Origin of the sequence: Azospirillum canadense (assembly GCF_025961225.1) — a bacterium.
Lineage (GTDB): Bacteria > Pseudomonadota > Alphaproteobacteria > Azospirillales > Azospirillaceae > Azospirillum > Azospirillum canadense.
Genome location: NZ_JAOQNG010000002.1, coordinates 210,911 through 234,976, shown reverse-complemented (window position 1 = coordinate 234,976; position 24,066 = coordinate 210,911). Strand labels below are relative to the sequence as shown.

The window sequence follows — 24,066 nt, the reverse complement described above, 5'->3', positions numbered from 1 at the left end:
AAGGTCCTCCACCCAACCCGGGCTGTCGGATCACTCCGCGCCGACGCACATCTGCATCGGCTCGCCGAACCGGTCGAGCGCCTGGAGAAGGGCGTCCTCGAACACCTCCTCTTTTTCCGTGAAATAGTCGAAATAGCCGTAGTGCCGGCGCAGCGGCAACTCCGTCAGGCTGCGGATCCGGTAGGCGGGGTCGTTCAGCGTGCCACGCTCCATCAGCTCGATCACGCGGCGCAGCCGCGCCACCTCGGCCTTGTAGGAGTTCGCGAACCACTGGCGGATCTTCCAGTTCTCGACCTCCAGCTGGTTGCGCGGCACCGGGCCCAGCCAGGAGACGGGGAAGGGGGCGGCGACGGTCACCTCGTCGAAGCCGTGCAGCTCCGCCAGGATGACGCTGCGGTGGTAGGCTCCGTCGATCAGCCCGCCCGGCGCCTCCTCGAAGCCGTAGAGGTAGAGCCAGAGCGCGCTTTCCACCGCCTCCGCCGTGATGTCCTCCAGCCCGACCTCGCCGGCCATCAACCGCTTGGCGGCCGGGTTGCCGTGCAGGATCCCCTCACCGGCGCGGAAGTCGTAGGTGTTGAACACCACGCCCACCTCCGCCTCGTTCAGCGTCCGGGCAACCTCCGCGACCGTGTCGGGGTCGCGTACCGGGGCATACTGGCGCGCCGGCATCAGCCGCTCCAGCATGGCGTCCGGCGACAGCGGCACGTCGAGCCAGCGCCGGGCGTGCTCCTGCAGCGTCGGGCGGAACACGCCGCTGTGGCCGAATATCGCCGTCCGCCAGGCCTGGAGCAGCCCGCCGGAGGCACCCTTGTGATTCAGGAGCAGGCTGCGCACGTCCTCGCCGCGCAGCCAGGAGGCCAGCACGACGATCTGTCCGGAGGTCACCGTGAACAGGTCGGGCATCACGTCCAGGCGCCCCAGCGCCGTCAGCACGCCCGCACCATGCAGGTTGAAACCACCGAAGCCGCCCAGGGCGACCGCTCGTCTCTCCATCGTTGAAACTCCACACATAGAAACAACAAGCCCACGCGGCGCCGCATGCGCGGTCCGCCGCCGGGCGTACACCGTGATGTTGAAAAAATGGGCGGGCGCTATGCCCGCCGCGCACCCGCCGTCCCAGGAACGACGGTATCCAAGTCGGCCCTCGGGCCGCCAAACGCCGCGCCCAGGCGGCGGATCAGGGAACGGATATGGGCTGCGCGTAAAGACGCTGCCTTGCGGCGGATGACACGCTCTTCACGCTGGGTTGGAAGAGCGGACGCAACGCTGAATGGCGTGTTCATCAGAGACCTCCTCAAAGGATTGAGAAGGCGTCTCCCCCAGGAGATGGGTTCTTGTTTTTGCTGCACCGCACAAGGTGGGTCAGACCCACTGCCCTGTCAACCGCGCACTCCCAAATGCCCCATCCCTGTCACCCTGCGGTCACAGCGATTCAACCCTCGCCCTGCTCCGCAGGGAGAGGGGGTATTCACCGCATCACGAACTGCACAGGCACGACCAGCTCGATCCGGTCCTGCGCCATCTCCGGCGGCGGGGCGGGCAGGGGGGAGGCGCGCTCCGCCAGGGCCACGGTTTCCTCGTCCAGGGACTCCACGCCGGAGCTTTTCTCCAGCTTCGCCGACAGCACCTTGCCCGACCGGTCGATGACGATGCGGACCTGCGGCACGCCCTGCTGGCGGCGCAGCTGGGCGCTGCGGGGGTAGCGCTTGTGCCGCTCCAGGTGGCCGAGCACGAGCCCCTGCCAGGTCGGAACCGCCGTGCTGTTGCGCGCGACCGCGGGTGCCGGCGATGGGGACGACGCGGCGACTGGGGCAGAAGGGGTGGCCTGGGCGGTGGTCGCCTGCGGCGGGGTCGGTGCCGGCTTCACCTGGGCCTGCGGCTTCGGCGGCGTGACCTTGGGCGGCTGCGGCTTGGGCAGTTCTTTCGGTTTGGGCTTGGGCTTCGGCGGTTCGGGGAGGGACACCTCGGTCGGAACCGGCGGGGGCGGTTCGGGCTTCACCTCCGGAATCGGCTCCGGTTCAACCACGGGCTCCGGCTCCGGCGGTTCGATCACCGGCTCCGGCGGCGGCTCGGGTTCCGGGATCACCGGCTCCACGGCGGGCGGCGGCGGGGCCACCTCGGGCAACGGGGCCAAATCCAGCATGACCGCGGGGGGCGGAGCCGCGGCTTCGTCCATGGCGACGCGCCAGGACATGGCGCCGATCCCGACCGCGGCGTGGGCGCCCAGCACCAGCAGAAGGCTACCGCCCCAGCGGGCCAGCGGCCGGCCGTCCCGACCATCCTCGTCATGGAAGGGTGCCGCGCTCATTTGGCGGCCGAACCATCAAGTCCGACCAGCGCGATCTTCAGGTAACCGGCGGCGCGCAGGTCGTTCATGACCTCGGTCAGCGCGCCATAGTCCACACTGCGGTCGGCCCGCAGGAAGACGCGGGCGCCCTTATCGCCGCCGGTCACGCCGTCCAGCGCCGCGGCAAGCTGGCCGCGCGCCACCGGCGCGTCCCCCACGGACAGGGAATGGTCGCCCTGGATGGTCAGGAACAGCGGCTTGTCGGGACGGGGCTGCGGCTGGGCGGTGGAGGCCGGCAGGTCCACCGGCACGTCCACCGTCGCCAGCGGGGCCGCCACCATGAAGATGATCAGCAGCACCAGCATCACGTCGATGAAGGGCGTGACGTTGATGTCGTGGCTTTCGGACAGGTCGTCCCCGTTGTCCAGGCGCGCCGCCATCGCCGTTACTCCGCCGCCTTGGAGGACATGCGGGGCAGGGCACGGCGGTCCATGTCGCGGCTGAGCAGCCGCTGCACCGCCGCCGACGCGTCGCCCAACTGGGCGCGGTAGCCGCCGATGGACCGGGCGAAAGCGTTGTAGATCACCACCGCCGGGATGGCCGCGACCAGCCCGATGGCGGTGGCGAGCAGAGCCTCCGCGATGCCCGGTGCCACGACGGCAAGGTTGGTCGTCTGCGTCTTCGCGATGCCGACGAAGCTGGTCATGATTCCCCAGACCGTGCCGAACAGCCCGACGAAGGGAGCCGTGGAGCCGATGCTGGCGAGAATGCCGGTGCCGCGCATCATGCGCCGCCCCTCCGCCGCCTCGATCCGCTCCAGGCGGGACGCCGCGCGCTCCTTCAGCCCGTCCAGGGAGGGGGCGTCGGCGGACTGGTGCGCTTCCGCGATCACCGCGCGCAGGAAGGCGGTCGCTGGGCTCTTCTCGAATCCGATGGCCTCCGCCGCCTGGGTCAGGCTCCGCGCCTGCTCCAGCGCCGCCTGCGCGGCGCGCGCCTGGCGCTTGGCCTTGGACAGCTCGACGGACTTCGCCAGGAAGATGGTCCAGGTCGCCACCGACGCCAGCGCCAGCCCGGTCATGACCGCCTGCACGACGGGGCTTGCCGACATGAACATGCCCCAGGGCGACAGGTCATGCGGCAGCATCGCCGTGGCGACCGGGGGCACCTCCGTCGGCAAGGCAGGCGGCACGTTGTCCTGCGCCCACGCGGACGCGGGCAGCAGGTAGGCTCCAGCCGTGGCGGCGATGGCGCGGAACTTGGTGGTCTTCGACGTGGCGACGTGGGGCGTAACGGTCTGGAGCATGGCGGTCGGGCGTCCCTGGGGTGTGCATCTCCTGTATAGTGCGAACGACTCTCATTTGCACAGCAAAAAAGTGCCGCGACGAACGCACCGCAGCATGGTTGCAGCATCGTTGTCGAGGGGACCCACAAACAGGGAGTGGCAGGAACGATGGCCAACGCGCGCACCGTCGCCGAAAACGGCAGCTTCCGCCTGATCGAGCAGGACAACCGCTTCGCCGTCCTGGAGGTGCGGGACGGACGAGCCTACGGGCTGGAATCAGCAAACCGGGAGACCGGTGGCGAGCAAAGGCCAAGCGCGCCTGACCGGCCGGACACCGTGGGCGCCGTGGTCCAGCCCCAGGACTGGACCGACGAGCCGACCGCCCGCCGCCTGTTCGACAACCTCAATAAGCAGGGCGACCGGCTGGCCCGTACGATCTGGTGACGGCGGTTACTGTACCTTGAAGGTATTCCGCAGCGTGCCGTCGGAATTGACCATCTGGTAGGTTCCGTCGCCGACGCTGTAGATGTCCATGCACTGCTCGCGCTTGTCCTCGTCCAGCGTCAGGCAATAGCGGTCGCCGGCCACCTTCCAGTCGCCGGACAGGTTGCCCTTGCCGCCGGAAATCAACACCCGCCCGTCGCGGCCGAAGGTGTTGGTGTAGGACCGGCCCCGCGCGTTGGACAGGCTGATGGACTTCCCGGTGAGCAGGGACGAGATCTCGCTCCCCTTCAGCTGGGTGGCCGACGACTTCTTATAGTCCGGCTGCAAGGACTCGCAGGCCGACAGCGCGAAGAGGAGCGCCGCGGCGGCGAGGCTGGTACGCGTCAGGCTGGCACGCATGGTGGCTGCTCCTGTCGTGGAACATTGACGGTCCAAGAAAGGTGACGGCCATCCGGCCCCGGTCAAGCCTCCCCTATACCAACGCGCCGGCGCTTAAGCGGGTGAAGCGTATCCCCTCTCCCGCCCCGGGAGGGCGAGAGCACATCCAAGGATAAGCGCTTTAGGCGCGGTTTCCAGAAACCTGAGCACGGCGCCGGGGCGCTCTCCACAGACGTTTAGGATCGCAGGAGAATTCCATCAGCGCTCTCCTGCGGCCAACCGGCGGTTGCTGCGGGGTATGCCGCTCCGCGCGTTTCAGAACATCCAACAGGCGCAAGACAGGTCGAGCGGCGCCGTCCGTGGGGCCTTCTGAAAAAATTTTGGACGTCGGGCGAATCCTTTCTCCGCCTTCCTGCCTCTCATGGAGATGAGGCACTCGGCCTCAGCTTCGCAAGGGAGGTTTCGGTGGCATTCTACAGGAAGAACCTCGGTGGCACGCATCAGGCTGTGCGGGTCGCCCTCGGCCTCGCCGCTGCGGTCGCGGCGTTCATCCATCTGTCGGGCATAACGGCGTGGCTGGCGGCAACAGGCGGTCTGGGGTTCGCGCTGACTGGCGTTTTCGGCTATTGCCCGATGTGTGCGGTTGCGGGCATTGGAAGGAGGAATTCATGAAAGCGGCGACAATCCCGATCGAGATGTTCGAGGCGGCCCGTCTCGGCGACCAGAACACGATCGTTCGCCTGCTGGAGATGGCGCAGCCTGACATCCGCCGTTACGCCCGCGCGACCTGCCGTACCTCCGCCGATGCGGAAGACGCCGCACAGGAAGCTTTATGGCGGCTCTTCCGGCACGTCGGCACCATTCGCACGGTGTTGTCCTTCTCAGGCTGGCTGTTCAGCGTCGTCCGGCGGGAATGCCTTCGCCTCGCCCGTCGGAGCGGGCTCGCGGTGGATGAGGGCGAGGCCGAGCGGCTGCTGCTCGACTGGCCGGAAGCCGAATTGCGGCTCGATGTGGCCGCCGCCTTCGAAGCGCTTCCGCCGCACTACCGCGAGGTCGCGCTGATGCGCGACGTGAAGGAAATGACCATCGACGAAATAGCCGTGGCGCTCGGCGCCACGCGGCAGGCGGTGAAGGCGCGGCTGCACCGCGCACGCCTGCTGATGCGCGAATACCTGACGAGGTAAGCAATGACCGAGTACCAGACCCCGGACGACCTCAAGTCCATCCCGACGCTTGCCGCGTGCGCTCCCGTGGAGGCCAAGGCGTTCCTCGCCTTCAACCACGCCGTTGAACGCAAGGACGGCCTGATCCCGCTCAAATACCGCGAACTGATCGCCCTGGCTGTGGCGATGACGACGCAATGCGCCTATTGCCTCGACGTCCATTCCCGCGCGGCGGCCAAGGCGGGCGCTACCCGTGAGGAACTGGCCGAAGCGGCCCTTGTCGCGGCGGCAGTGCGGGCCGGCGGAACGCTCGGCCACGCCCTTCTGGCCTTGCGCCTCTTCGACCGCAGCCAGGAGAATGGGGAGACGTCGTAACCAGCCGCGTCCCCGTTGCGTCCTTCCCCGAAATTCGATAGGATCAAAATCACAAACACCCGGAATCCGCCCGCGCAAATCCGCTAGAATCTTGTTGCACATGGGTGCTTCAATGAACACCTATGTCCGGCGTCGGCCCTCTTCGTGACGTCCGTTGTGCCCTTTTTGTCTTTGTGGTGAATCCCCCCGGCATTACCACCCGTCCGCCTCGACCGCCCGTGCGACATCACAGCGTTCGATGTTTCATGGCGTTTCATTGCGTCGCATGGCCCGCTCCGCCAGCCACTCCGCGATGACGAAGGCGGCCAGCCGCGACAGCGCCGCGTCGTCCCGCCCGGACTCGGCCTGCCAGTCCCGGTGGCGGTCCAGCGCGCGGCGCAGAAGGTCGGCCCGACGCTCCCCGGGAACGGCGCCGAGCGCGGTGTCGAGGCTGGTCAGGTAGGGCGGGAACTCCTCGTTGGGTCCGGTAAGGCCGCGCTCGCGGCCGTCCGGGTCGAACCAGACCTCGGCGGCGGTGGTCTCGGCGCTCGGTGGGACGACCATGCCGCCGACATAGCCGGTCGGCTGCACGACCTTCCAGCCCTTCTTGCTGGGCCCGGTCGTCCAGCCGAGCGCCCGCGCGACCTCGGCCGTCGCGGCGCGGGTAGGAGCCTGCCGGGTGATGCGGTCGATAAGGTCAGTCGGATCGGCGGTCATGGGCGGCTCCTCGGATGGCGTCGGCGGCGCAGGGCATTGGGACGGTCTCCTTCCTACAACAGGGAGGGCCGGAGAGGCGATGGTAGCATTGGAACACGGATGCCGTGGGCAACGCCGCAGGGTAGGCGGGAGAGGCGGGTGAAAGTGCTTTTAGGATTTCTTTTGCTGCTGGTCCTGCTGCTGGCGGGGCCGGCCTTCGTGATCGCGTCGGGCTCCGCGTCGCTCGGCGTGGACTGGAGCCGCGCCGACCGCAGCCCCGTGGGCCTGGCACCCGACCCGGCCACCACGCCGGAGGCGGTGGTCCAGGTCTACGCGGCCCGCGCCCTGTCCTGGCGCGGCGCCTTCGGCGTGCACCCCTGGTTCGCGGTCAAGCCGGCGGGGGCGCGCGCCTACACCGTCTACGAGGTGATCGGCTGGCGCGCCTACCGCGGGCTCCCCACCGTGGCGATCAGCAATCGCGACCCCGACGGGCGCTGGTTCGGGTCCCAGCCCTCGGTCCTGGCCGAACTGCGCGGAGCGGCGGCGGAAGCGGCCATCCCCAAGATCGCGGAGGCCGCGCGCCGCTACCCCTACGCCGGGGAATACCGCCTGTGGCCCGGGCCGAACAGCAACACCTTCGCCGCCTGGATCGGGCGCGCCGTGCCGGAATTGCGCCTGGACCTGCCGGCGACAGCGCTCGGCAAGGACTTCCTCGCCGCCCCCTTCGTGGCGCGGGCGCCCAGCGGCACCGGCTGGCAGGTCAACCTGTTCGGTGCCGCCGGCCTGCTGGTCGCGGTCGAGGAGGGGGTGGAGCTGAACCTCCTCGGCCTGACCGTGGGGGTGGACCCGCTGGACCTCGCCATCAAGTTCCCCGGCCTCGGCCGCATCGCCCCCTTCGGCCGGGGCTTGCGCGCCGCAGCTCCCCCGACGGCCGAGACGGCCGAGGAAGGTGCCGCGCCGCACGGCTGAGCCTCACTCCTCCTCGTCCGCCGAGGACTGGCCCGTTCCGGCCGGACCCAGCGGCGGCGCGCCGCGCTTCAGGCCAAGGCGGTTCATGCAGTCCCAGGCCTCCTCGGCGGTGTCCACGATGTCGAACAGGTCGAGGTCGCCCGGGCTGATCATGCCGTGGTCGGCCAGCGCCTGGAAGTTCACGACCTCGTTCCAATAGTCCCGGCCGACGAACACGATGGGCAGGCGGGAAGCCTTGTTGGTGTTGCGCAGGTTCAGGATCTCGAAGGCCTCGTCGAAGGTGCCGTAGCCGCCGGGGAAGATCGCCAGCCCGTTGGCCCGCATCGCCAAATGCATCTTGCGGATGGCGAAGTAGTGGAAGCGGAAGGTCAGGTCCGGCGTGCTGTAGGGGTTCGGGCGCGGCTCGTGCGGCAGGCTGATGTTGAAGCCGATGCTGGGCGCGCCAACCTCCTGCGCGCCGCGGTTCGCCGCCTCCATCAGGCCGGGGCCTCCGCCGGTGGCGATGACGTTGTCCCGTTGCCCGTCGGACGTCGGGGCCAGAGCGCCGCCCCGCTCCGACACGATGCGGCCGAACTTGCGCGCCTCCTCGTACCAGGGCGCCTGCTTGGCGCGCCGCTCGGCATGCTGCTTCTCCTCGGGCGTGCGCGCCTCGCGCAGCATCCGTTCCGCCTGTTCGGGCGAGGGAACGCGGGCGCTGCCGTACACCACGATGGTCGAGCGGATTCCCCAGGCCTTCAGGTGCATTTCCGGCTTGGCGTATTCGAGCATGAAGCGCACGCCGCGCATCGGTTCGCCCAGCAGGAAGTCGCGGTCTTCGAAGGCAAGGCGGTAGCTGGAGGACTCGTGGTTCGGCATGCTGTCCGGCATTCCTGTCTCCCCGTTCAAGAACATGGGTCTCTTTTAGAGCATGTAGGGGGTGCGGTGCTTGAATGCCGCGTCTTTTCCGGAGACGGAACCGTTGCCGGCGGCGCGATGTTGCCGAGGGGTGCCACCATTGGGGAGAATCCGAATGTCCAAATCCATGCCGCCGGTCCCGCCCGCCGCACGCAGCGACAAGGGGCCGGGCAGCGCGCCGGAGGTCGGCAAGGACGACCAAGCGGCCGCAAAGCCGACGCCGCAGAACCTGGAGGAGCAGGACCGCCAAGGAAATGTGAAGCAGAACACGACGCATCAGGGCTACCAGCAGGACCGCTGAGGATCTTTGCCTGACTTTTGTGCAGGGAATGCCCTGTCCTTAAGAGCACGCTCCTCCCCGTGCCGATGTTGCTAGGATTTTGTGCTGGACCGGAAAGCATTCGGCGCGCTGAATCCGGAACATGGGACAAGGAGCCGCATTGAGCCGCATCGAGCCGCCATGGCCGTTGAACGAGCTTGCCCGCATCGACAAGCTCAAGGGCTATGGCGTGCTCGACACGCCGCCGGAACCGGTGTTCGACCGCCTGACGCGGCTGGCGTCCCGACATTTCGACGCGCCGATCGCGCTCGTCAACTTGGTGGACGAGACGCGGCAGTGGTGCAAGGCCCGCTTCGGCCTAGTGCCGGAGTCGATCGAGCGCCGCATTTCCTTCTGCGCCTTCACCATCCTGGAAGACCAAGTCCTGGTGATCCCCGACACGACCAGGGACGAACGCTTCGCCGACAACGAACTGGTGGCCGGGCCGCCGCACCTGCGCTTCTACGCCGGCGCGCCGCTGAAGACGCCGGACGGGCTGCTGATCGGCACCTTCTGCATCATCGACATGAAGCCCCGCCCGGAGTTCGACGAGGAGAGCCGCAACGACCTGGAGGAGTTCGCCCGCCTCGCCATGCACCAGTTGGAGGTGCGCGCGGCGGAGCTGGCCACCAGCGAGGCCGAACAGCGGCTGCGCGAAAAGCACGCGCTGCTGGAAAGCATCATCGAGAGCGCCAGCGACCCCATCTTCGCCAAGGACCGCGACCGCCGCTTCACCCTCGTCAACTCCGCCACCGCCCGCCTGTTCGGGCGCAGCCGGGACGAGGTGGTGGGACAGTGCGACCACGACCTGTTCCCGCCAGAGGACGCCGCCCGGCTCGACGCCCTGTGCCAACGCGTCGTCGAGAGCGGGCGCGAGGAAACGGTGGAGGAGGAGTTGCCATTTCCGGATGGCAATGGAAACCGGGTGCTGATGATCGCGGTGATGCCGCTGCGCGACGCCGCGGGCGCCACCGTCGGGGTGGCCGGCGTGGCACGCGACATCACCGCCCGCAAGCGCGCGGAGGAGGCCTTGCGGGTCAGCGAGGCGCGCTTCCGCAACCTGGTCGACCACACGCCGCAGTTCATGTGGATCAATCGGGCGGACGGGTCGGTGGAGTTCGTGAACTCCGAATGGCGGCGCTACACCGGGATCGACCGGCTTGGGCCCAATCAATGGGACTTCGTCCACCCCGACGACCGCAAGCGCTTCCTGGATCTGCGCAACGGCGCGATCGCCGCGGGCACGCCCTACCAGCTGGAAATGCGGGTGCGACGGGCCGACGGCCGGTGGCGGTGGCAGTTCACTCGCGTCGTGCCGATGCGCGAGGAGGGGCGGATCGTGTCCTGGATCGGCACGGCGGTGGACATCCACGACATCCGCCGCGCCCAGCAGGCCGCGGAGGAGGCGGACCGGTCCAAGGGCCGCTTCCTGGCGTCCGCCAGCCACGACCTGCGCCAGCCCATGCAGTCCATCCTCCTCTTCGCCGGCGCGCTGCGCGCCCACATCGCCGACGAGCCGGGACGCGCGGTGCTCGACCGGCTGCAGCAGGGGCTGGACACGTTGAAGGACCTGCTGGACAGCCTGCTGGACGTCTCCCGCCTCGACGCCGGGATCGTGGCGCCGCAGGTCGAGGAGTTCTGCATCGCCGACCTCATCAGCCCCCTGTCCGCCGCCTTCGCTCCGGTCGCCGAGGCCAAGGGTCTGGGCTGGCAGGTCATCCCCTGCACCGGCCGGGTGCGCAGCGACCGGGTCTTGCTCGGCCGCATGCTGCGCAACCTCGTCGACAACGCCATCCGCTACACCGAGCGCGGGCGCATCCTGGTCGACTGCACGCCGCACGGCAACCGGCTGCGGATCGAGGTCCACGACACCGGCATCGGCATCGCCCCGGAGCAGCAGGGGCGCATCTTCGAGGAGTTCCATCAGGTCGGCAACCCGGAGCGCGACCGCGACCGGGGCCTGGGGCTGGGCCTCGCCATCGTGCGGCGGCTCTCGCACCTTCTCGACCATCCGGTGGAAATGGTTTCGCACCCCGGGCGCGGTTCGATCTTTTCCGTCGATGTTCCCCTGGCGCAGCGCATGGAGCGTGGTCCGGACTGCGCGGCCGCACCGCAGCCGGTCAGGTCGATCCCCGTGCGGGAAGCGGCGAACCAGCAGCAACGGCTGGCCGTGGTGGTGGAGGACGACGCCATCGTCATGATGGGGCTGGCGACGATGCTGCGGGAGTGGGGGTTCGACGTCCTGACCGCCGGAAGCACGGACCAGGCGGTCACCCGCCTTCGCGCCGTCGCCCGACGGCCCGACGTGGTGCTGGCCGATTACCGCCTGCGCCAGGGGCGCGTCGGTACGGAGGCAATCCTGCGCATCCGCGACATGTTCGACGATGGCGTGCCCGCCATCATCATCACCGGCGAGATCGGGCCGGAACCGCAGCGCGACGCCGCCGCCCATGGAATCGCCCTGGTGCACAAGCCGGTGACGCCGCGCCTTTTGGAAGCCGCACTCGCCCGCCATTTAGGAGCCGTACGGCCAAGTTGAGCGTTACGTCCCAGACCGGACCGTACAAAACGCTTCCGTGGAGGACCGATTGAGAGTCGTCACCAAGGGGATGGCCGCGCTTGCCGCGGCGGCCGTGCTGGCGGGTTGCCAGTTCCCCGGCTTCCAACCGCCGCCGCGCCAGACGGCGACGCTGCCCGCACCCACCGTTCCGAAGCCCCCGCCGGAGGAGCGTGGGATCTGGATCGTCGGCAGCCCGGCGATGCGCGGCCCGATCGGCGCCGCAGCCGACCGCTTCGGCGGCACGCCCGACACCAAGCCGCGCCTCGTCGCGGAGGGCACCAACAGCGGCTTCCGCGCCTTCTGCGCCGGCGTCGGGCTGGAGACGCCGGACATGGTCGTCTCCGACCGGTCCATCAAGGCGGACGAGTTGAAGCGCTGCCAAGCCAAGGGCGTCACCCTGACCGAGTACGAGCTTGGCCCCAAGCAGTATGTCTACGTGAAGGACGCGAACCTGATGACCATCCCCGGCGTCCGCGACTTCACGCAAAGCTGGGGCGTGCCCGGCAAGCCGGTGCGCGCGACGTAAGGTCTCTTTTTTCTCCTCTCCCGCTTCGGCGGGGGAGGGGCTTACGCCTTGGCGGCCATTTGGTTGCGGAAGAAGTCCACGCCCATCTGGATGCTGCGGCCGATGTTCTGGGCGCGGTCCTCGAAGAAGACGGCGGCCTCCGGCGTGCAGACCTCGGCCGTGGTTTCCCGGAACAGGGTCAGCCAGCGCTCGAAATGTTCCGGACGGATGTCCAGGCGGACATGCGCCGGGACAGGGCGGCCGTCGTAACGATGGGTCAGCAGCGCGACGGAGGACCAGAAGTCCATCATCTTGCGCAGATGCGGCTCCCAGTCCGTGATGGCGGCGCCGAAGATCGGGCCCAGGACGGGGTCGGCCATGATCTTGCCGTAGAAGGTGCGGACCAGGGATTCGATCATCGCCTCGTCGATGCCGGTCTTGGCGACCCGCTCGGCGATGGTGGCGGCTTGCGGCGAGGGGAAACGGCTCTGGTCCATGCTGGCGCGGTCCTGATAATCCTCCGGGGCACCCCGGTTCGAAGCGCCCTATATAAAGGCGCGCGCGCTCCGCCGCCAGTCCTGCAACCCACCTCTGTGCGGATCGGATCAGTGGAAGATCAGACGCCCGATGATGGCCGCGACCAGCGCGCCCACCGCGGCGCCGATGCCCGCCGCGATGATCGGGGCCGTGGATTGCGTCGCCTTGCCCTTCAGCGCGGTGTCGAAGCCGCGCATGGTCGTGTCCATGCGGACCAGGAACACCTCCAGCCCGGCGATGCGCTCCTTCAACTCGACCAGCGTCTCGGCGTGGGCGGCCTGTTGCGCAGCGGAAGCGGCGTTGCCGGCCTGCTCCGCCCCAACGCGTTCCTGAAGATCGCGGAGCAGCCGGGCGATGCCCTGCTGGGTCGCGACGATCCGCTGGTTGTCGCGCCGCGCCGCCTCCACCCCATCGCCGATGCGCATCAGGTGCGGGGCGAGCGTGCGCTCCAGCAGCTTTTCCTCAGCGCTCGGCTGCACGAAGGTGGTGATCGTTCCCGTGCTCGGCGCGTGGATCACCGCCACGACGCGGGTCGGGTCGAGGTCCGACGGCAGGACAAGGTCAGCCTCGAAGGCGTGGTGGCCGTCGCCGAATCCACCGCCCACGAGATCCTCGCGCGGGCGGTCCGCCAGCGCGCGTCCAAGCACGAGGCCGCGCCCGTCCAGCGTCTCCGCCCGGAATTCAACCTCCAGCCGATCGTTGGGGTAGGACCGGTCCCACGCCCAGCCATAGATCCGGCCGGCCTGGATCGCGTCCACGCGCCCTTCGATGACGGATGGGGCGACCTCGGTGGCGATCTCGGGGGCGACGGGTTCGGGAATGGCGGTGTCGGGCATGGTTCGCTCTTCCGGTCGGCTGGAACGGGGGGTGTTGGGTTGCGCTGCGCTCCACCCAACAAAACAGGACAACGGCGACGCCGGGTTCCGGCACCATCTCGGCCCAGCCCGCAGCGGGGGAGCGGGTTGGGCCGAGAGGGCGCTGGGACCCGGCGTCGCGCGCCGTCAGGCCGCCTTGCGCTGCGGGGTCTTGCGCGCGGCCGGACTCGGCATGCGGTGCGGGAGGTAGTTCTCGTCCAGGAACTCCCGCATGTCGCGGTAGCGCTGGTAGAAGGTGCGGTTGAACTTCTCGAACAGGCTCTGGTCCCAGTATTCCTCAAGGACGAAGGGCTTGTCGGAATAGACGTCGTAGCAGGGGATCGCGAAGGTCTCCGCGAACTCCGCCGTGCGGCTGTCGTAGCTGAAGTAGACCGACGGCGTGCCGTTCGACAGCGCCATCAGGTTGCCGTGCAGGCGGTAGCCGAGCACGAGGTCCTTCGAGCGCACGAGGTTCTCGTAGTCCGCGACGACGTCCGAATACCACAGGCGGGTGCGGTACAGCTCGTCCAGTTCCTCGTCGAAGTAGCCGGTCTTCAGCCACGGGTTCTTGTGCAGCTCTTCCCAGGCCTCGGCCTTCTGCTCGTCGGTGCCCCAGAGCAGCTTCTTCTCCTCGACCTCACCCTGCATCATCAGGACGGTGTCGAAGCGGCGGCTCATGTCCTTCACGAAGTCGCGGTGGCGCGCCAGGTAGGTCTTCACGTCCGGCGAATAGTGGGCCGACACCTCGCGGCGCATGGTGATGCCGACGTTGCGCACGCTGTCCAGCGACGGCAGGTCGATGCGCAGCTCCGGATCGCGGTTGCGGAAGGCGGTCGGGCAGCCGACGATGCGCACGTTCTTGATGCCGAGGTCCCACAGCACTTCGGCCGTGTAGGTGCCGCGCACGCCCAGCGTGGTCGACTTGTCGGCGAACATCTGCCAGATACGCTTGCTCTCGGCCGACAGCTCCATCTTGCCGGTGGCCGGTGCCTGGGCGCCGACGCCGAAGGCGATCACGGGGATGCGCAGCTTCGACAGGACCTGCTCGGTCGCTTCCGGCCAGGTCATGTGATTGTGGATGTAGTTGGAGCCGCGCAGGAAGACGTAGTCGTATTCCGCGTTCGCCTTGTCCACCACTTCCTGCTTGAACTCGCGGATCTCCACGACGTCCAGGCGATCGTACGTCAGCAGCTTCAGCGACGAATCGTAGACGAAGGCGTCGCCGATGTTGTGGTAATGATTGATGCTGCGCTGAATGTTTTGATAGCTGTACCACCGCACGCAGTCATGATCATAGACTTCGCCGGAGGGAATCATGACTAGAATGTTAGCCAACGCAATTCTCCTGGATCGGGGGTGTGGTGGAATGGTTGAGTTTCGAAGCGAACCGTTTGTTGATTTTACCCGCCCGTGATTGGCTCAAGGCGGATCATTATTCGGACGAGATCGCGGTCTTGCGTCGGCTTGCAGCCGTTCTGCGCAAGGCGCGTCATGTAGAGGTACGCACTGTTGCCGACGTCCTCGAAGTTCCGCGTCTTCGCGTTGGGGTCGAGGATCGCCGGGTAGTAGTAGCTTTCCGCCACGCCGCAGGCCTTGTCGGTCAGCAACGGGGCGGCCAGCGCCAGCCGCGGCGGCGACCAGCTGACCAAGTCGGGAGAAGTGGAGGTCCACACGCCGGAAACCGGCTCCGCCCCCGGCCGCTCGGCCCTCCGCCCGGCCATCACCGCGACCCACAGCCCGGTGCCGCTGTGGCGGACGAGGCTGGTGACGGTGAAGGGCAGGCGGTCGGCCGGCAGCGGCGCGCAGGCGTGGGTTGCGGCGTCGGCCTCGCCCTCCACGTAGGGGTCGGCGAAGCGGACTGAAAAGTCTTGCCCACCCCAAGCGCGCCAGGACTTCGGATCGCCCAGGTCGCGGGTCCGCATCACGCAGACGCCGCGCTTCTGCTCCCCGATGCCCTCGGCGAAGGCCATGGCGTAGTACCAGCCCTCGCGCTCCACGATGTTGCTGGGCGCGAACAGCCCGGCGCGATGGCCGAGGTCGCCGCGGAACTTGTACGGAATGCCGGCGACGTAGCGCCCCGGCCCGAAGCTCTGCCCGCCGTCCCGCGAGACGGACAGGGTCAGCGCGTTCCACCAGCACGCCATGTAGTCGCCGACCGGGCAGAGGTCGCGGCGCTTGTGCCCATGGTACTCGTTGTGTACCAGCCCGTAGACGGTCGTCCCGTCCAGCGTGTAGGGCGAGGTCAGCCAGCCCACGTCGTCGTACTTGCCCGGATCGTCGCGCTTGCCGGACTTGAACACCACGCGGCAGTCGTGGCGCAGGCTGTTCAGCGACGGGCCGGACAGCGTGCGCGCGTTGGTGTGCGCCGCCAGCAGATGGACGGTGCCGTCGGCGCCCTTCCAGGCGCGGGCCGGAGCGTCGGGCACGTCCCACGCCTCGCAGGCCTGGCTGCGGTGGTCGTAGACGGTTTCCGGCGCCGCGCCCGGGGCGGGGGAAACGCGCAGGTCAGCGGCGTGGGCATTGGCGGTGGCAAGCAGCATCGACGACGCCAACAGGGCGGCGCGCAGGATGTGCGAGGCGTATCGCCCCCACCCTCCCGCTTCGCGGGTCCCTCCCTCCCCCGCTGGGCGGGGGAGGGCCGATTTCCCCTCCCTCGCCCAGCGGGGGAGGGTTAGGGTGGGGGCAAGCGTCATCCACATCGGCCGCATCACACCTTCTGCGCCACGGCCCGCTCGGGCATTGACACCGCACCACCACCCGCGGCGGCGATCAGCGCGTCGTAGACGTCCGCGTGACGGCGGGCGCATTCGGCGCGGTCGATCGGGCGGCGGATGCGCATGCGCAGGCGGTCCCACAGGTCGGGGGTGGTCAGCGCCTCGGTCATGCGGTCGACCAGATCCTCGACGCTGCCGTTGCGGAAATGCAGGCCGTCCACGCCGTGGGTGACCTTTTCGCCCATGCCGCCGATGTTGCTGCTGATGATCGGGCGGCCGTGCAGGAATGCCTCCTGGATCACGACCGGCGAGTTCTCCCACCAGATGGAGGGCATCACCACCCAGTCCACGTCCTTGATCAGGCCCGGCAGTTCGGCGGACCGGTAGCTGCCGTAGAAGCGCACGCGGTCGCCGGCGCGCTCGACCGCCTCGTTGAACTTCTTCTGGTAGGCCTCCGGCTGGCGTTCCAGGTTGCCGCCGAAGATCATCAACGCGCCGTCCTCCCCCCAGGCCTTTTCCGAGATGCGACCGATGGCCTCGACCAGGACGTGAGCGCCCTTGAACTCGGTCAGCTGGCCGAAAAAGGCGAAGCGGTTGCGCTTGCCGCCGCGGGCCAGCGGCCGGGGTGGGGCGATGCCCTCGATCGTCAGGCCGTTCTCGATCATCCGGAACTTCTCGCGGGGCAGGCCCCAGTCGACGTAGCGGTCGATCAGGAAGTTCGACGGGCTGACGTAGAAGTCGGCCTGCTCCAGGAAGGTCTTCAGGAACAACTCGCGCTTGAAGAACTCCGCCTCGCCGATGTGCGGGAAGCAGCCGGCGCAGTCCGCCGGGCTGGAGCGGTAGCACAGCGCGTTGCGGCTGGTCTTCACCATCTGGCCATGGTGGTTGCAGATGGACAGATACTCGTGGAAGGTCACGACGATCGGCACGCGCGGCAGCGCCTGCCGAATCGCCTGGATGGTCTCCACGCCGAAGCCGATGAAGTGGTGAAAGTTGACGACGTCCGGCTGCAGGTCGCGGATGTAGCGGACGAAGTCCTTCTCCAGGCCCGGCAGGTTCCGGTTCGACAGGCGGAAATGGTCGTAGTCATTGGCGTAGTAGAGGACCTCACGCTCCTTCTGGCGCAGCGCCATCAGGGCTGAACTGCCGTGCGGCGTGACCGGCGGCGAGGTGCGGGCCAGGTAATGGCTTTCCCAGCCCGGCAGGTCGTGCATGCCAAGGTGCAGGTTGTAGGAGGCCACCTCCGCGCCGCCCAGCGAAAAGGCGGGATGGCCGTGGCTGATGATCAGGACGCGCTTGTTGCTCATGGTTCGGCCGATCTCGAATGGGCTTGCGGGGGTCAGGCGGCGACGCGGGCGGACCAAGTGTCTTCGAAGCTCCACCGGTCCACCATGGCGCCCGCCCGGTGCCAGCGGTCGGCGTGCGCGTCGCGCGGCTGCTCGTCGAGCGCCACCAGCGTGACGCGCGGCAGCCAGACGCAGGCCCCGCCCAGCGCGCGCAGGCGCAGGCAGAGGTCCAGCCCCTTGTGGTCGGCCCCCATGTAGGACCCCATGGTCGAGAGCGCGCGGGCCAGCGCGTCCTTGGGCAGCAGGGCGCATTCCGGAGCAGCGGCGTCCACCGTGGCCGCCTCGTGCTCCTTCAGCCAATCCTGCGGGTAGCCGGCGTAACGGCGCTCGAAGGTCTTGGCGCCGTCGGAGCCCTCCACCGCCATGATGCCGGCGAAGCGGATCGAATGGTCCTCGTACAGCAGCGTCGGGCTGACCATCACCGGCCCGCCGGACTTGCGCGACACCCGCTCCAGCGCCGACAGCCAGCCCTTCTCGGTCGGCAGCACGGACGGGGACAGCATCAGCACCCGTTCCGCCCGCGCGTGGGGCAGGGCGGCGGCGATGGCCTCGAACGCGTCGGTCGCCTCGGGCGCGGCGACAAACGTCACTGACTGGCGGTAGAAGGCCGCGGCCTGCCGCACCGCCCCGCCCAGCCGCTCGTGCGTGCCGGCCGTGGCGACGACCAGCAGCTCGGTGTCGGCGAAGTCCGGGTCGATGGCGAGGCGCGCGATGTTCAGGTCCACGTCCTCGCGCCGGTCGGTCACCGGCAGGACGACGGACACGCGCGGCGCCTTCACCGGCCGGCCCATGGGGTGGATGCCCGTGGCTTTCAGATCCGCTCCGCGGGTGCGGGCGGTGCGCAGCATCGGCCCGACGTGCCGGGCGATCAGCGTCTCGATGGACGGGCTGTCCAGGTTCACCAGCGACAACATGCGCTTCAGCGCTTCCGGGGCCGGGGGCAGGCAGCTCAGCGGCAGGAAGGCGAAGCGGTCGTTAGCGAGTTCCAGTTCCAGGTGGAAATCGGCCGTCTGTGCCACGCCCGCGGGCTCCGTCGCGAAGACGGTGAAGCCGTGCTGGTCCTGGCCGGGAACCAGCCGACCGGCGAACAGGCCGTCGTGCTGGAAGGCCTCCGTCACGTCGCGGCGCGACAGCCGCGACCACTCGCCGTCCAGGCGGGCGGAGACGCCCGGCCCCTTCAGCGTGACCGCGCGCACCTGGTGCGTGGGGTCGAGCAGCCAGCCGGCGACGAACAGGCCGGCGCCGGGCACGCGCAGCACCATGTCCATGCCCATGCGGACCGGCACGTCGAGCTGCGACACCGTCTCCGCCCCGTCGTAGCGCGACGCGGCGATGCGGGTGACCGCCTGCCGCGCCTCGGCGTCGTGCAGGTTGCCCAGCATGTCGCGGACGTGCGCGGCGGCCACGCCCTCCGGCAGGATGGTGCGCTGCTCGAAGATCTCCATGTGGCGCCAGCCGTCGGCGGCGCGGTAGTGGATGCGGCGGACGGTGCCGGGGGCCGGCGTCGGGTCGGTCAGCACGGCCAGTACGCCGGCGGCATCCGACGGCAGGTCGGGCCGCGCGAAGGACGCGGCGGTGGCGCGGTGGATGCCGATCTCCTCCGCCTCGATCAGGATCTTTTGCGCGCCGGTCTTGAAGCTGCGCGCCCAGCCCTGGAGCATCAGGCTGCCGTCGCGGAAGCGGCCGAACACCTCGGTGAAGCCGTCGGGCTGCGACACCTCCTGCACGAGGCCGGACAGCAGGCGGCCGATGCGGTCACCCGTCCCATCCGCCGGCGTGCCGGACGACGCGGCGAGCGCGAGCGTGAAGTCCAGCGCCAGCGACAGGGCGCCGGGCTGGAACGCCTTCAGCGCGGCGATCAGGTGCGACGGGTTGGTGCGGACGTTGGAAAGGCGCGGCAGGACCAGCCGCTCCCCGCCCTCGTCGGCGATCTCCACCCGCGACGGGCGCAGCTGCGCCAGGCCCGCCACTCGGACGCCGCCCAGGAACCAGCGCTCGCCCTCCGCGTCCGTCCAGGACCGGCCGCCGTAGCGCCCTTCGACCGAACCGTCGAGATGCACGACCCCCGCGGCCGGCAAGGTCCGATCGATGGCTCCGAACAGCACCAACGTGTCGTCGTCAAGTAGAATGGCCGCCGTGATGTCGGCCTTGGTGATCGGTTCCTTCATCCTGCGATGCTCCCCGCAATCGAGCCCTGTCCATGCGCTCCCCCATCACCCCATATTATTGCGTCATACAGCATGACGTGTTGTTCGGTGGCCTCTTCAGTCGTGCGGACCACCGGTATGTTGGACACGAGCCTTTCCCAAAGTCCGGGCTCGGTCATTGCGCGATTCATGACGCGGGCCAGATCCGTGGCGTCCCCCGCCCGGAAATGCAGCCCGTCCACCCCGTCGCACACCGCCTCCGCCATGCCGCCGATGCCGCTGCAGATGACCGGGCGGCCATGCTGGAAGGCTTCGCGGATGACGAGCGGCGCGTTCTCCCACCAGATCGACGGCATCACCACCCAATCGCAGGCGGCGATCAGGTCGGCCATCTCCTCGCGGCGGTAGGGGCCGTGCTGGACGGCGTGCCCCTTGGCGGCCTTGAAGCCCTCCTCGACCTTCGCCTTGAAGGCGTCGGTCTGGAACGGCGCCCCGCCATGCACGGCCAGGCAGAAGTCGGCACCCGTCCGGGCGAGCCGCGTCACGGCGTCGAGCGCGACGGTCACGCCCTTGAACGGGTTCAGGTTGCCGAAATAGGCGAAGGCGTTGCGCGGAGCCCCCGCGGGCAGCGCGCGGTGCGGCGCCGGATCGACCGCCGGGCGGCCGTTCTCCATCACCTCGATCCGGTCAGCCGGGATGCCCCAGGCGACGTAGCGGTCGCGCAGGAAGGCGCTCGGCGCCAGGAACTGGTCGACAAGGCCGAACATCGCCTTGATGTGCTTCTCGCGCAGCACGAACTGATCGGCCGGCCGGTCGGGGAAGCAGCGGTGGCAGGCGTCCGGCGAGGACGCCTTGCAGAGCGCGTGCCCGTTCGTCGTGACCATCTGCCCGTCGTTGGCGCAGATCGGGTAGTAGTCGTGCAGCGTGTAGACGATCCGCGCCTCCGGGCAGATGCGGCGGATCAGGAACAGCATCTCCACGCCCAGCAGCAGGGTGTGGTGGATGTGCACGATGTCCGGCCGGAAGGCGCGCAGCAGGTTCGACAGGTCCGGCACGATGCCGTGCAGGTCGATCTGGCTCTGGAAGAAATGGTCGAAGTGGCCGGCCCACAGCACCACCTCGTCGGCGCTGCGGCCCAGCGTCTGGAGGTTCGTGCCCGGCTTGCGGTCGCGGTGGATGCCGTTGGTGCAGGCGAGGAACAGCGCGTCGGCCCCCAGCGCCTTGATGCCGCGGAACAGCTCGTGCGCGAAGATCTCCGTGCCGCCGGGGTGCAGGCTCGGGTGGTTGTGGGCGACGATCAGGACGCGGGGAAGGCCGGTGGGGGCACTCATCGGGCACCTTCCTTTTCCAGCACCAGCAGATCCTGGAAATTCTCGGCCTCGCGCTGCCCGCTCCAGTGGCCGCGCAGGACCGGCTTCGCCGGGCGCAGGCCCTGCGCCTCGAACACGCTCAGCAGGAAGGCTTCGGAATAGGCGACGGCGGCGTTGGGCGCGTTCTCGTCGGCGATGTATTCCGGACCCGGCGCGTCGATGAAGGCGGGTCGGGCGGTCTTCTTGGCGATGCCGTCCCGCGCCTTGGCGTCCACCAGGAACAGGCTGAGGAAGACCCGCCCGCCCGGCCGCAGCACGCGGGCGATCTCCGCCGCGTAGCGCACCGTCTCGGCCGTGCGCAGGTGCGTGATGACCGAGGTCAGGATGATGAAGTCGTGCCCGTGGTCGGTGTAGGGCAGGGTGGACTTCGCCGCGTCGAACCGGCCGCCGGGGTTGTAGAGCGCGTTCGCCACGTCCAGGCACTGGAAGCGGAATTCCGGATAGGCCGGGGTGATCGCCTCCTGGCACCAGCGGATGCCGTCATCGACGATGTCCACGCCGTCGTAGGAGGACTCCAGGTACTGGGTCAGCGGCAGCGCCATGCGGCCGATTCCGCAGCCGATCTCCAGCACGCGGTCGGACGGCTTCAGGCCGCCGTAGCGCACGAAGTGGCGCAGGAACTCGGCCCCGATGGCGCGGAAGTCGCCGTCGCCGATGAAGACGCGGTCGGGCGGCGGCACCGGCAGGAAGCGGTTGCGCGCGATCTGCGCGCACAGCCACTCCAGCCGCGGGTCGGTGTTGCGGCGCAGGACGGCGAGGCGGTTGCCGGTCAGGATCTCGTTCATGGCACTATTTCCGTTTCCGGTTTGCGCGTCCGCTGTGATGCGGCGAGTCAGATGTGCTGAGGGGGGCGCGGATGTCGGCGAGGAGCGACGGGCGCGGGGTCAGGTCGTTGGACACCGTGATCGGCCGCAGCAAGCTTTCCTCCAGCGGCCGGCGCGGCGGCGGCGGAACGGCCTCGTCCCAATCATGGGCCATCAACTCCTCCATCAGGCCCGACCAGCGGCGGGCGTGGAGCCACGCGTTGTATTCGGACGCGACTCCGCGCGTGTAGCCCGTGTGCCGGCTGATGGAGCGGCGTTCCAGGTGGTACAACTCCACCGAGGGGACGTAGCGGATGTCCATCCCGGCCTGCCGGACGCGCAGGCAGAGATCGCTGTCTTCGAAGTCGCCGATGACGTAGTCCTCGCAGAAGCCACCCACCGCCTCGAAGGCGTCGCGCGGCATCAGCAGGCAGGCGCCGGTGACGCCAGGCACGCTGCGCTCCCGCCGGGCCGGCAGGAAGTCGCGCGGCAGGCCCTTGAAGTAGTGGTGGTTGAACCAGCGGCCGCGCACATCGCGGTCGAAATAGAGGCCGGCGTGCTGCAGGCTGTCGTCGTCGAACAGCAGCTTCGGGCCCACCGCGCCCGTGCCCGGCCGTTCCTCCAACGCCGCGAGCAGCGACGCCAGCCAGCCCGGACGGTCCGGGATGACGTCGGAGTTCAGGAACAGCAGACGGGGTGCGGCGGCGACACCGGCGCCGGCGTTGTTGGCCGCCGAATAGCCGTAGTTGGCCGGCTGCACCAGCAGCGTCATCGGCAGGCCGTAGAGCCCGTGGAAGCCTTGCAGAAGGTGCACCAGTTCGTCGCGCTGCTCCGGGCTGTCCAGCACGAAGATCAGTTCCGCGTCCGCCATGCCGGGATCGGTGGCGAAGCTCGACAGCTGGAACCGCAAGAATTCCAATGTTTTGTAAAGCGGGATGATGAGCGAAACCGACGGGTTCTCCGGCCGGCGGCCGAAGGACACGATTTCCGGCGCACGGCGGCTCGCCATATGGGCGGCGTGCAGCGGGGCGACGGCCGGGGCCAGCACGGTTTCCAGCAGCTGCGGCGTGGCGAACTGCGGCGGCAGGCTGCCCAGCACCGCGGCGCGGGCCTCGGCCGGCGACAGCGGGCGGAGCGGCGGCACCAGCTTGATCGACCCGCCGGAGCCCAGCAGAAGCTCCGCATGCACCTGGAGGACGGCCGCCGGCTCCGGCGCACCGGGCAGGTAGGCGACGAAGCCGCTGCGGTCGGTCGATCCGGTGCCGAACAGCTTCGCCACATCCTCGCGCGGGAAGCGGTGCTCCAGCACCTCCAGGCGCCGTTCGGCGCCGAAGGGGGTCTGCACGCTGAGGCCGGCGCTGAGGCCGTGCGGGTCATGCACCCAGCCGGCCAGGAACAGCCCGCCGTCACCGGTCGGCACGGCGAGGTCGAGGGACGCGCCGATGGACCGCTTGGCGTCGGCGACCTGCCGTTTCGGCAGCGGGGCGAGCACCTGAAGCTCGCGCACCGCCGCCGCCGCGGTCGCGTCGGACCGGCCGCGTTGGGCAAGGCCGCGCAGGATGTGCTGGCGCAGGTTCAGCGGCGTGTCGCGGCGGGTCGACAGATGCTCGGTCAGCGTCGGCAGGTTGGCGCGCACCGCGTCGAAGCTGCGGCAGGCCAGCCCGTTGCGGCCCATCACCACCAGCAGGTTGCCGGGCACGCACAGCACCCGGTCGACCAGGAAGGACATCGCCAGACGCCCGCGCTTGTCGATGGCGGAGCCGACGCAGACGTCGAAGGGCGCAGGTCCGACGGCGCCGTGGCCGATGATCACCGCCCCCGTCACCTCGCCGAATCCGGCGGACAGCGACCCGGCGCACAGCAGCAGCTCGTCGGTCGCCGCGGCACGCGCCGTAACGGGGGAGGGAACGGGCGACAGCTCCAGCACCATGCGGCGGCAGACGGCGGCGAAGCCGGCGTCGCCGCGCAGCGCGGGGGTGGAGCGCGCGAAATCAAACAGGAACCGCACCACCCGCAGGCGGGAGCCGGCGTCGAGGCTGCCCAGCAGGAAGGCCGGATCCAGGTGGGGAAAGTCGGTGTCGGTCGGGGCTTCCGCGATCACGCGGCCTTGGGCCACGAACCGGGCCGCGGCGCCCGGCTGGTCCGGTGTGCGCAGGATCGACAGCACGCGCTGCCCGCCCCAGCTCGTCCGCACGGACAGCGTGGTATAGGGCGGCCGAACCTCGGCACCATCCAGCGTGGGAACGACGCGGCCGGAGGTCTCCGGACCGTCGCTTTCCCAAGACGCGAGAACGAAATCGTCTCCCAGCGCATGAAGCTGCGCGGGAGCGATGGTGGTGGAGGTCGGCAGGACGGCGAGAACGGTCATGCGCATTCACCCAAGACAGACGCCCGAATTTCACTGGGACTTTGCGGCGGCGTGCGCGCGGGGGTGCACACGCCGC

24 protein-coding genes are annotated in these 24,066 nt (G+C 69.2%); 8 read left to right on the top strand and 16 right to left on the bottom strand.

Annotated features, from left to right (window positions below; all coding sequences use genetic code 11):
- Positions 1-30: 30 nt before the first annotated feature.
- The 4 genes from M2351_RS15730 to exbB all read right to left on the bottom strand — a co-directional run bounded on the left by M2351_RS15730 (position 31) and on the right by exbB (position 3,590).
- The gene (locus tag M2351_RS15730; RefSeq protein ID WP_264657060.1) at positions 31-993 is read right to left on the bottom strand and encodes a hypothetical protein; all 963 of its coding nucleotides are present in this window, start codon (positions 991-993) and stop codon (positions 31-33) included.
- Positions 994-1,468: 475 nt separating this feature from the next.
- Positions 1,469-2,308, bottom strand: coding sequence for an energy transducer TonB family protein (locus M2351_RS15725; protein ID WP_264657059.1), 840 nt, complete (start codon positions 2,306-2,308; stop codon positions 1,469-1,471).
- Positions 2,305-2,727, bottom strand: a complete 423-nt coding sequence (gene exbD, locus M2351_RS15720) for a TonB system transport protein ExbD (protein ID WP_209764859.1) — start codon at positions 2,725-2,727, stop codon at positions 2,305-2,307. Before exbD ends, M2351_RS15725 begins: the two co-directional genes overlap by 4 nt.
- A 5-nt stretch (positions 2,728-2,732) precedes the next feature.
- Positions 2,733-3,590 (bottom strand): tonB-system energizer ExbB, encoded by an 858-nt coding sequence (exbB, locus tag M2351_RS15715; RefSeq protein WP_264657058.1) that lies wholly within the window; start codon positions 3,588-3,590, stop codon positions 2,733-2,735.
- A 147-nt stretch (positions 3,591-3,737) separates the two neighbouring features.
- Here exbB and M2351_RS15710 point away from each other — a divergent pair, with 147 nt between their 5' ends.
- Positions 3,738-4,013 (top strand): hypothetical protein, encoded by a 276-nt coding sequence (locus M2351_RS15710; protein WP_264657057.1) that lies wholly within the window; start codon positions 3,738-3,740, stop codon positions 4,011-4,013.
- 6 nt (positions 4,014-4,019) lie between these two features.
- On the opposite strand, the gene M2351_RS15705 is transcribed toward M2351_RS15710, so the two are convergent.
- Positions 4,020-4,412, bottom strand: coding sequence for a hypothetical protein (locus M2351_RS15705; RefSeq protein WP_264657056.1), 393 nt, complete (start codon positions 4,410-4,412; stop codon positions 4,020-4,022).
- Positions 4,413-4,856: 444 nt separating this feature from the next.
- Between M2351_RS15705 and M2351_RS15700 the strand changes: the two genes are divergently transcribed.
- From M2351_RS15700 to M2351_RS15690, 3 genes are read left to right on the top strand one after another with little or no spacing between them, the layout of a single operon-like run.
- Complete coding sequence (locus tag M2351_RS15700) at positions 4,857-5,063, top strand: YgaP family membrane protein (RefSeq protein ID WP_264657055.1); 207 nt, start codon at positions 4,857-4,859, stop codon at positions 5,061-5,063.
- A complete protein-coding gene (locus M2351_RS15695; RefSeq protein ID WP_264657054.1) occupies positions 5,060-5,575 on the top strand; it encodes an RNA polymerase sigma factor in 516 nt (171 codons plus the stop codon). The genes M2351_RS15700 and M2351_RS15695 overlap by 4 nt, the downstream gene beginning before the upstream one ends.
- Positions 5,576-5,578: 3 nt before the next feature.
- On the top strand, positions 5,579-5,929 hold the full coding sequence (locus tag M2351_RS15690; RefSeq protein WP_264657053.1) for a carboxymuconolactone decarboxylase family protein: 351 nt from the start codon (positions 5,579-5,581) through the stop codon (positions 5,927-5,929).
- A 243-nt stretch (positions 5,930-6,172) separates the two neighbouring features.
- On the opposite strand, the gene M2351_RS15685 is transcribed toward M2351_RS15690, so the two are convergent.
- Positions 6,173-6,625 carry a hypothetical protein gene (locus M2351_RS15685; RefSeq protein ID WP_264657052.1) on the bottom strand — a complete coding sequence of 151 codons (453 nt, stop codon included), beginning with the start codon at positions 6,623-6,625 and terminating at the stop codon, positions 6,173-6,175.
- Positions 6,626-6,763: 138 nt separating this feature from the next.
- Between M2351_RS15685 and M2351_RS15680 the strand changes: the two genes are divergently transcribed.
- The gene (locus tag M2351_RS15680; protein WP_264657051.1) at positions 6,764-7,573 is read left to right on the top strand and encodes a DUF3750 domain-containing protein; all 810 of its coding nucleotides are present in this window, start codon (positions 6,764-6,766) and stop codon (positions 7,571-7,573) included.
- Positions 7,574-7,576: 3 nt separating this feature from the next.
- Here the strand turns inward: M2351_RS15680 and M2351_RS15675 are convergent, their stop codons facing one another.
- Positions 7,577-8,440 carry an LOG family protein gene (locus tag M2351_RS15675; RefSeq protein ID WP_264657050.1) on the bottom strand — a complete coding sequence of 288 codons (864 nt, stop codon included), beginning with the start codon at positions 8,438-8,440 and terminating at the stop codon, positions 7,577-7,579.
- A 142-nt stretch (positions 8,441-8,582) separates the two neighbouring features.
- Between M2351_RS15675 and M2351_RS15670 the strand changes: the two genes are divergently transcribed.
- The 3 genes from M2351_RS15670 (at position 8,583) to M2351_RS15660 (ending at position 11,872) form a co-directional block, all read left to right on the top strand.
- Entirely contained in the window at positions 8,583-8,768 is a 186-nt protein-coding gene (locus M2351_RS15670) for a hypothetical protein (protein ID WP_264657049.1), read from the top strand.
- Positions 8,769-8,907: 139 nt separating this feature from the next.
- On the top strand, positions 8,908-11,325 hold the full coding sequence (locus M2351_RS15665; RefSeq protein WP_264657048.1) for a hybrid sensor histidine kinase/response regulator: 2,418 nt from the start codon (positions 8,908-8,910) through the stop codon (positions 11,323-11,325).
- A gap of 49 nt (positions 11,326-11,374) precedes the next feature.
- Entirely contained in the window at positions 11,375-11,872 is a 498-nt protein-coding gene (locus M2351_RS15660; protein WP_264657047.1) for a substrate-binding domain-containing protein, read from the top strand.
- Positions 11,873-11,913: 41 nt separating this feature from the next.
- On the opposite strand, the gene M2351_RS15655 is transcribed toward M2351_RS15660, so the two are convergent.
- From M2351_RS15655 to M2351_RS15615, 9 genes are all read right to left on the bottom strand, one after another.
- Entirely contained in the window at positions 11,914-12,348 is a 435-nt protein-coding gene (locus tag M2351_RS15655; RefSeq protein ID WP_264657046.1) for a group III truncated hemoglobin, read from the bottom strand.
- A gap of 108 nt (positions 12,349-12,456) precedes the next feature.
- Positions 12,457-13,224, bottom strand: coding sequence for a hypothetical protein (locus M2351_RS15650; RefSeq protein WP_264657045.1), 768 nt, complete (start codon positions 13,222-13,224; stop codon positions 12,457-12,459).
- A 165-nt stretch (positions 13,225-13,389) separates the two neighbouring features.
- Positions 13,390-14,577 carry a polysaccharide pyruvyl transferase family protein gene (locus M2351_RS15645; protein ID WP_264657044.1) on the bottom strand — a complete coding sequence of 396 codons (1,188 nt, stop codon included), beginning with the start codon at positions 14,575-14,577 and terminating at the stop codon, positions 13,390-13,392.
- A 65-nt stretch (positions 14,578-14,642) separates the two neighbouring features.
- On the bottom strand, positions 14,643-15,782 hold the full coding sequence (locus tag M2351_RS15640) for a hypothetical protein (RefSeq protein WP_264657043.1): 1,140 nt from the start codon (positions 15,780-15,782) through the stop codon (positions 14,643-14,645).
- A gap of 167 nt (positions 15,783-15,949) precedes the next feature.
- Positions 15,950-17,263, bottom strand: a complete 1,314-nt coding sequence (locus M2351_RS15635) for a glycosyltransferase family 4 protein (protein ID WP_264657042.1) — start codon at positions 17,261-17,263, stop codon at positions 15,950-15,952.
- 32 nt (positions 17,264-17,295) lie between these two features.
- Positions 17,296-19,470 carry a glycosyltransferase family 2 protein gene (locus M2351_RS15630; protein ID WP_264657041.1) on the bottom strand — a complete coding sequence of 725 codons (2,175 nt, stop codon included), beginning with the start codon at positions 19,468-19,470 and terminating at the stop codon, positions 17,296-17,298.
- Positions 19,467-20,780 (bottom strand): glycosyltransferase family 4 protein, encoded by a 1,314-nt coding sequence (locus tag M2351_RS15625; RefSeq protein WP_264657040.1) that lies wholly within the window; start codon positions 20,778-20,780, stop codon positions 19,467-19,469. Before M2351_RS15625 ends, M2351_RS15630 begins: the two co-directional genes overlap by 4 nt.
- Positions 20,777-21,604: a class I SAM-dependent methyltransferase gene (locus tag M2351_RS15620; RefSeq protein ID WP_264657039.1), complete on the bottom strand. Its 828-nt coding sequence runs from the start codon at positions 21,602-21,604 to the stop codon at positions 20,777-20,779. The genes M2351_RS15625 and M2351_RS15620 overlap by 4 nt, the downstream gene beginning before the upstream one ends.
- A 4-nt stretch (positions 21,605-21,608) precedes the next feature.
- Entirely contained in the window at positions 21,609-23,990 is a 2,382-nt protein-coding gene (locus M2351_RS15615) for a glycosyltransferase (protein ID WP_264657038.1), read from the bottom strand.
- Between the last annotated feature and the right edge of the window lie 76 nt (positions 23,991-24,066).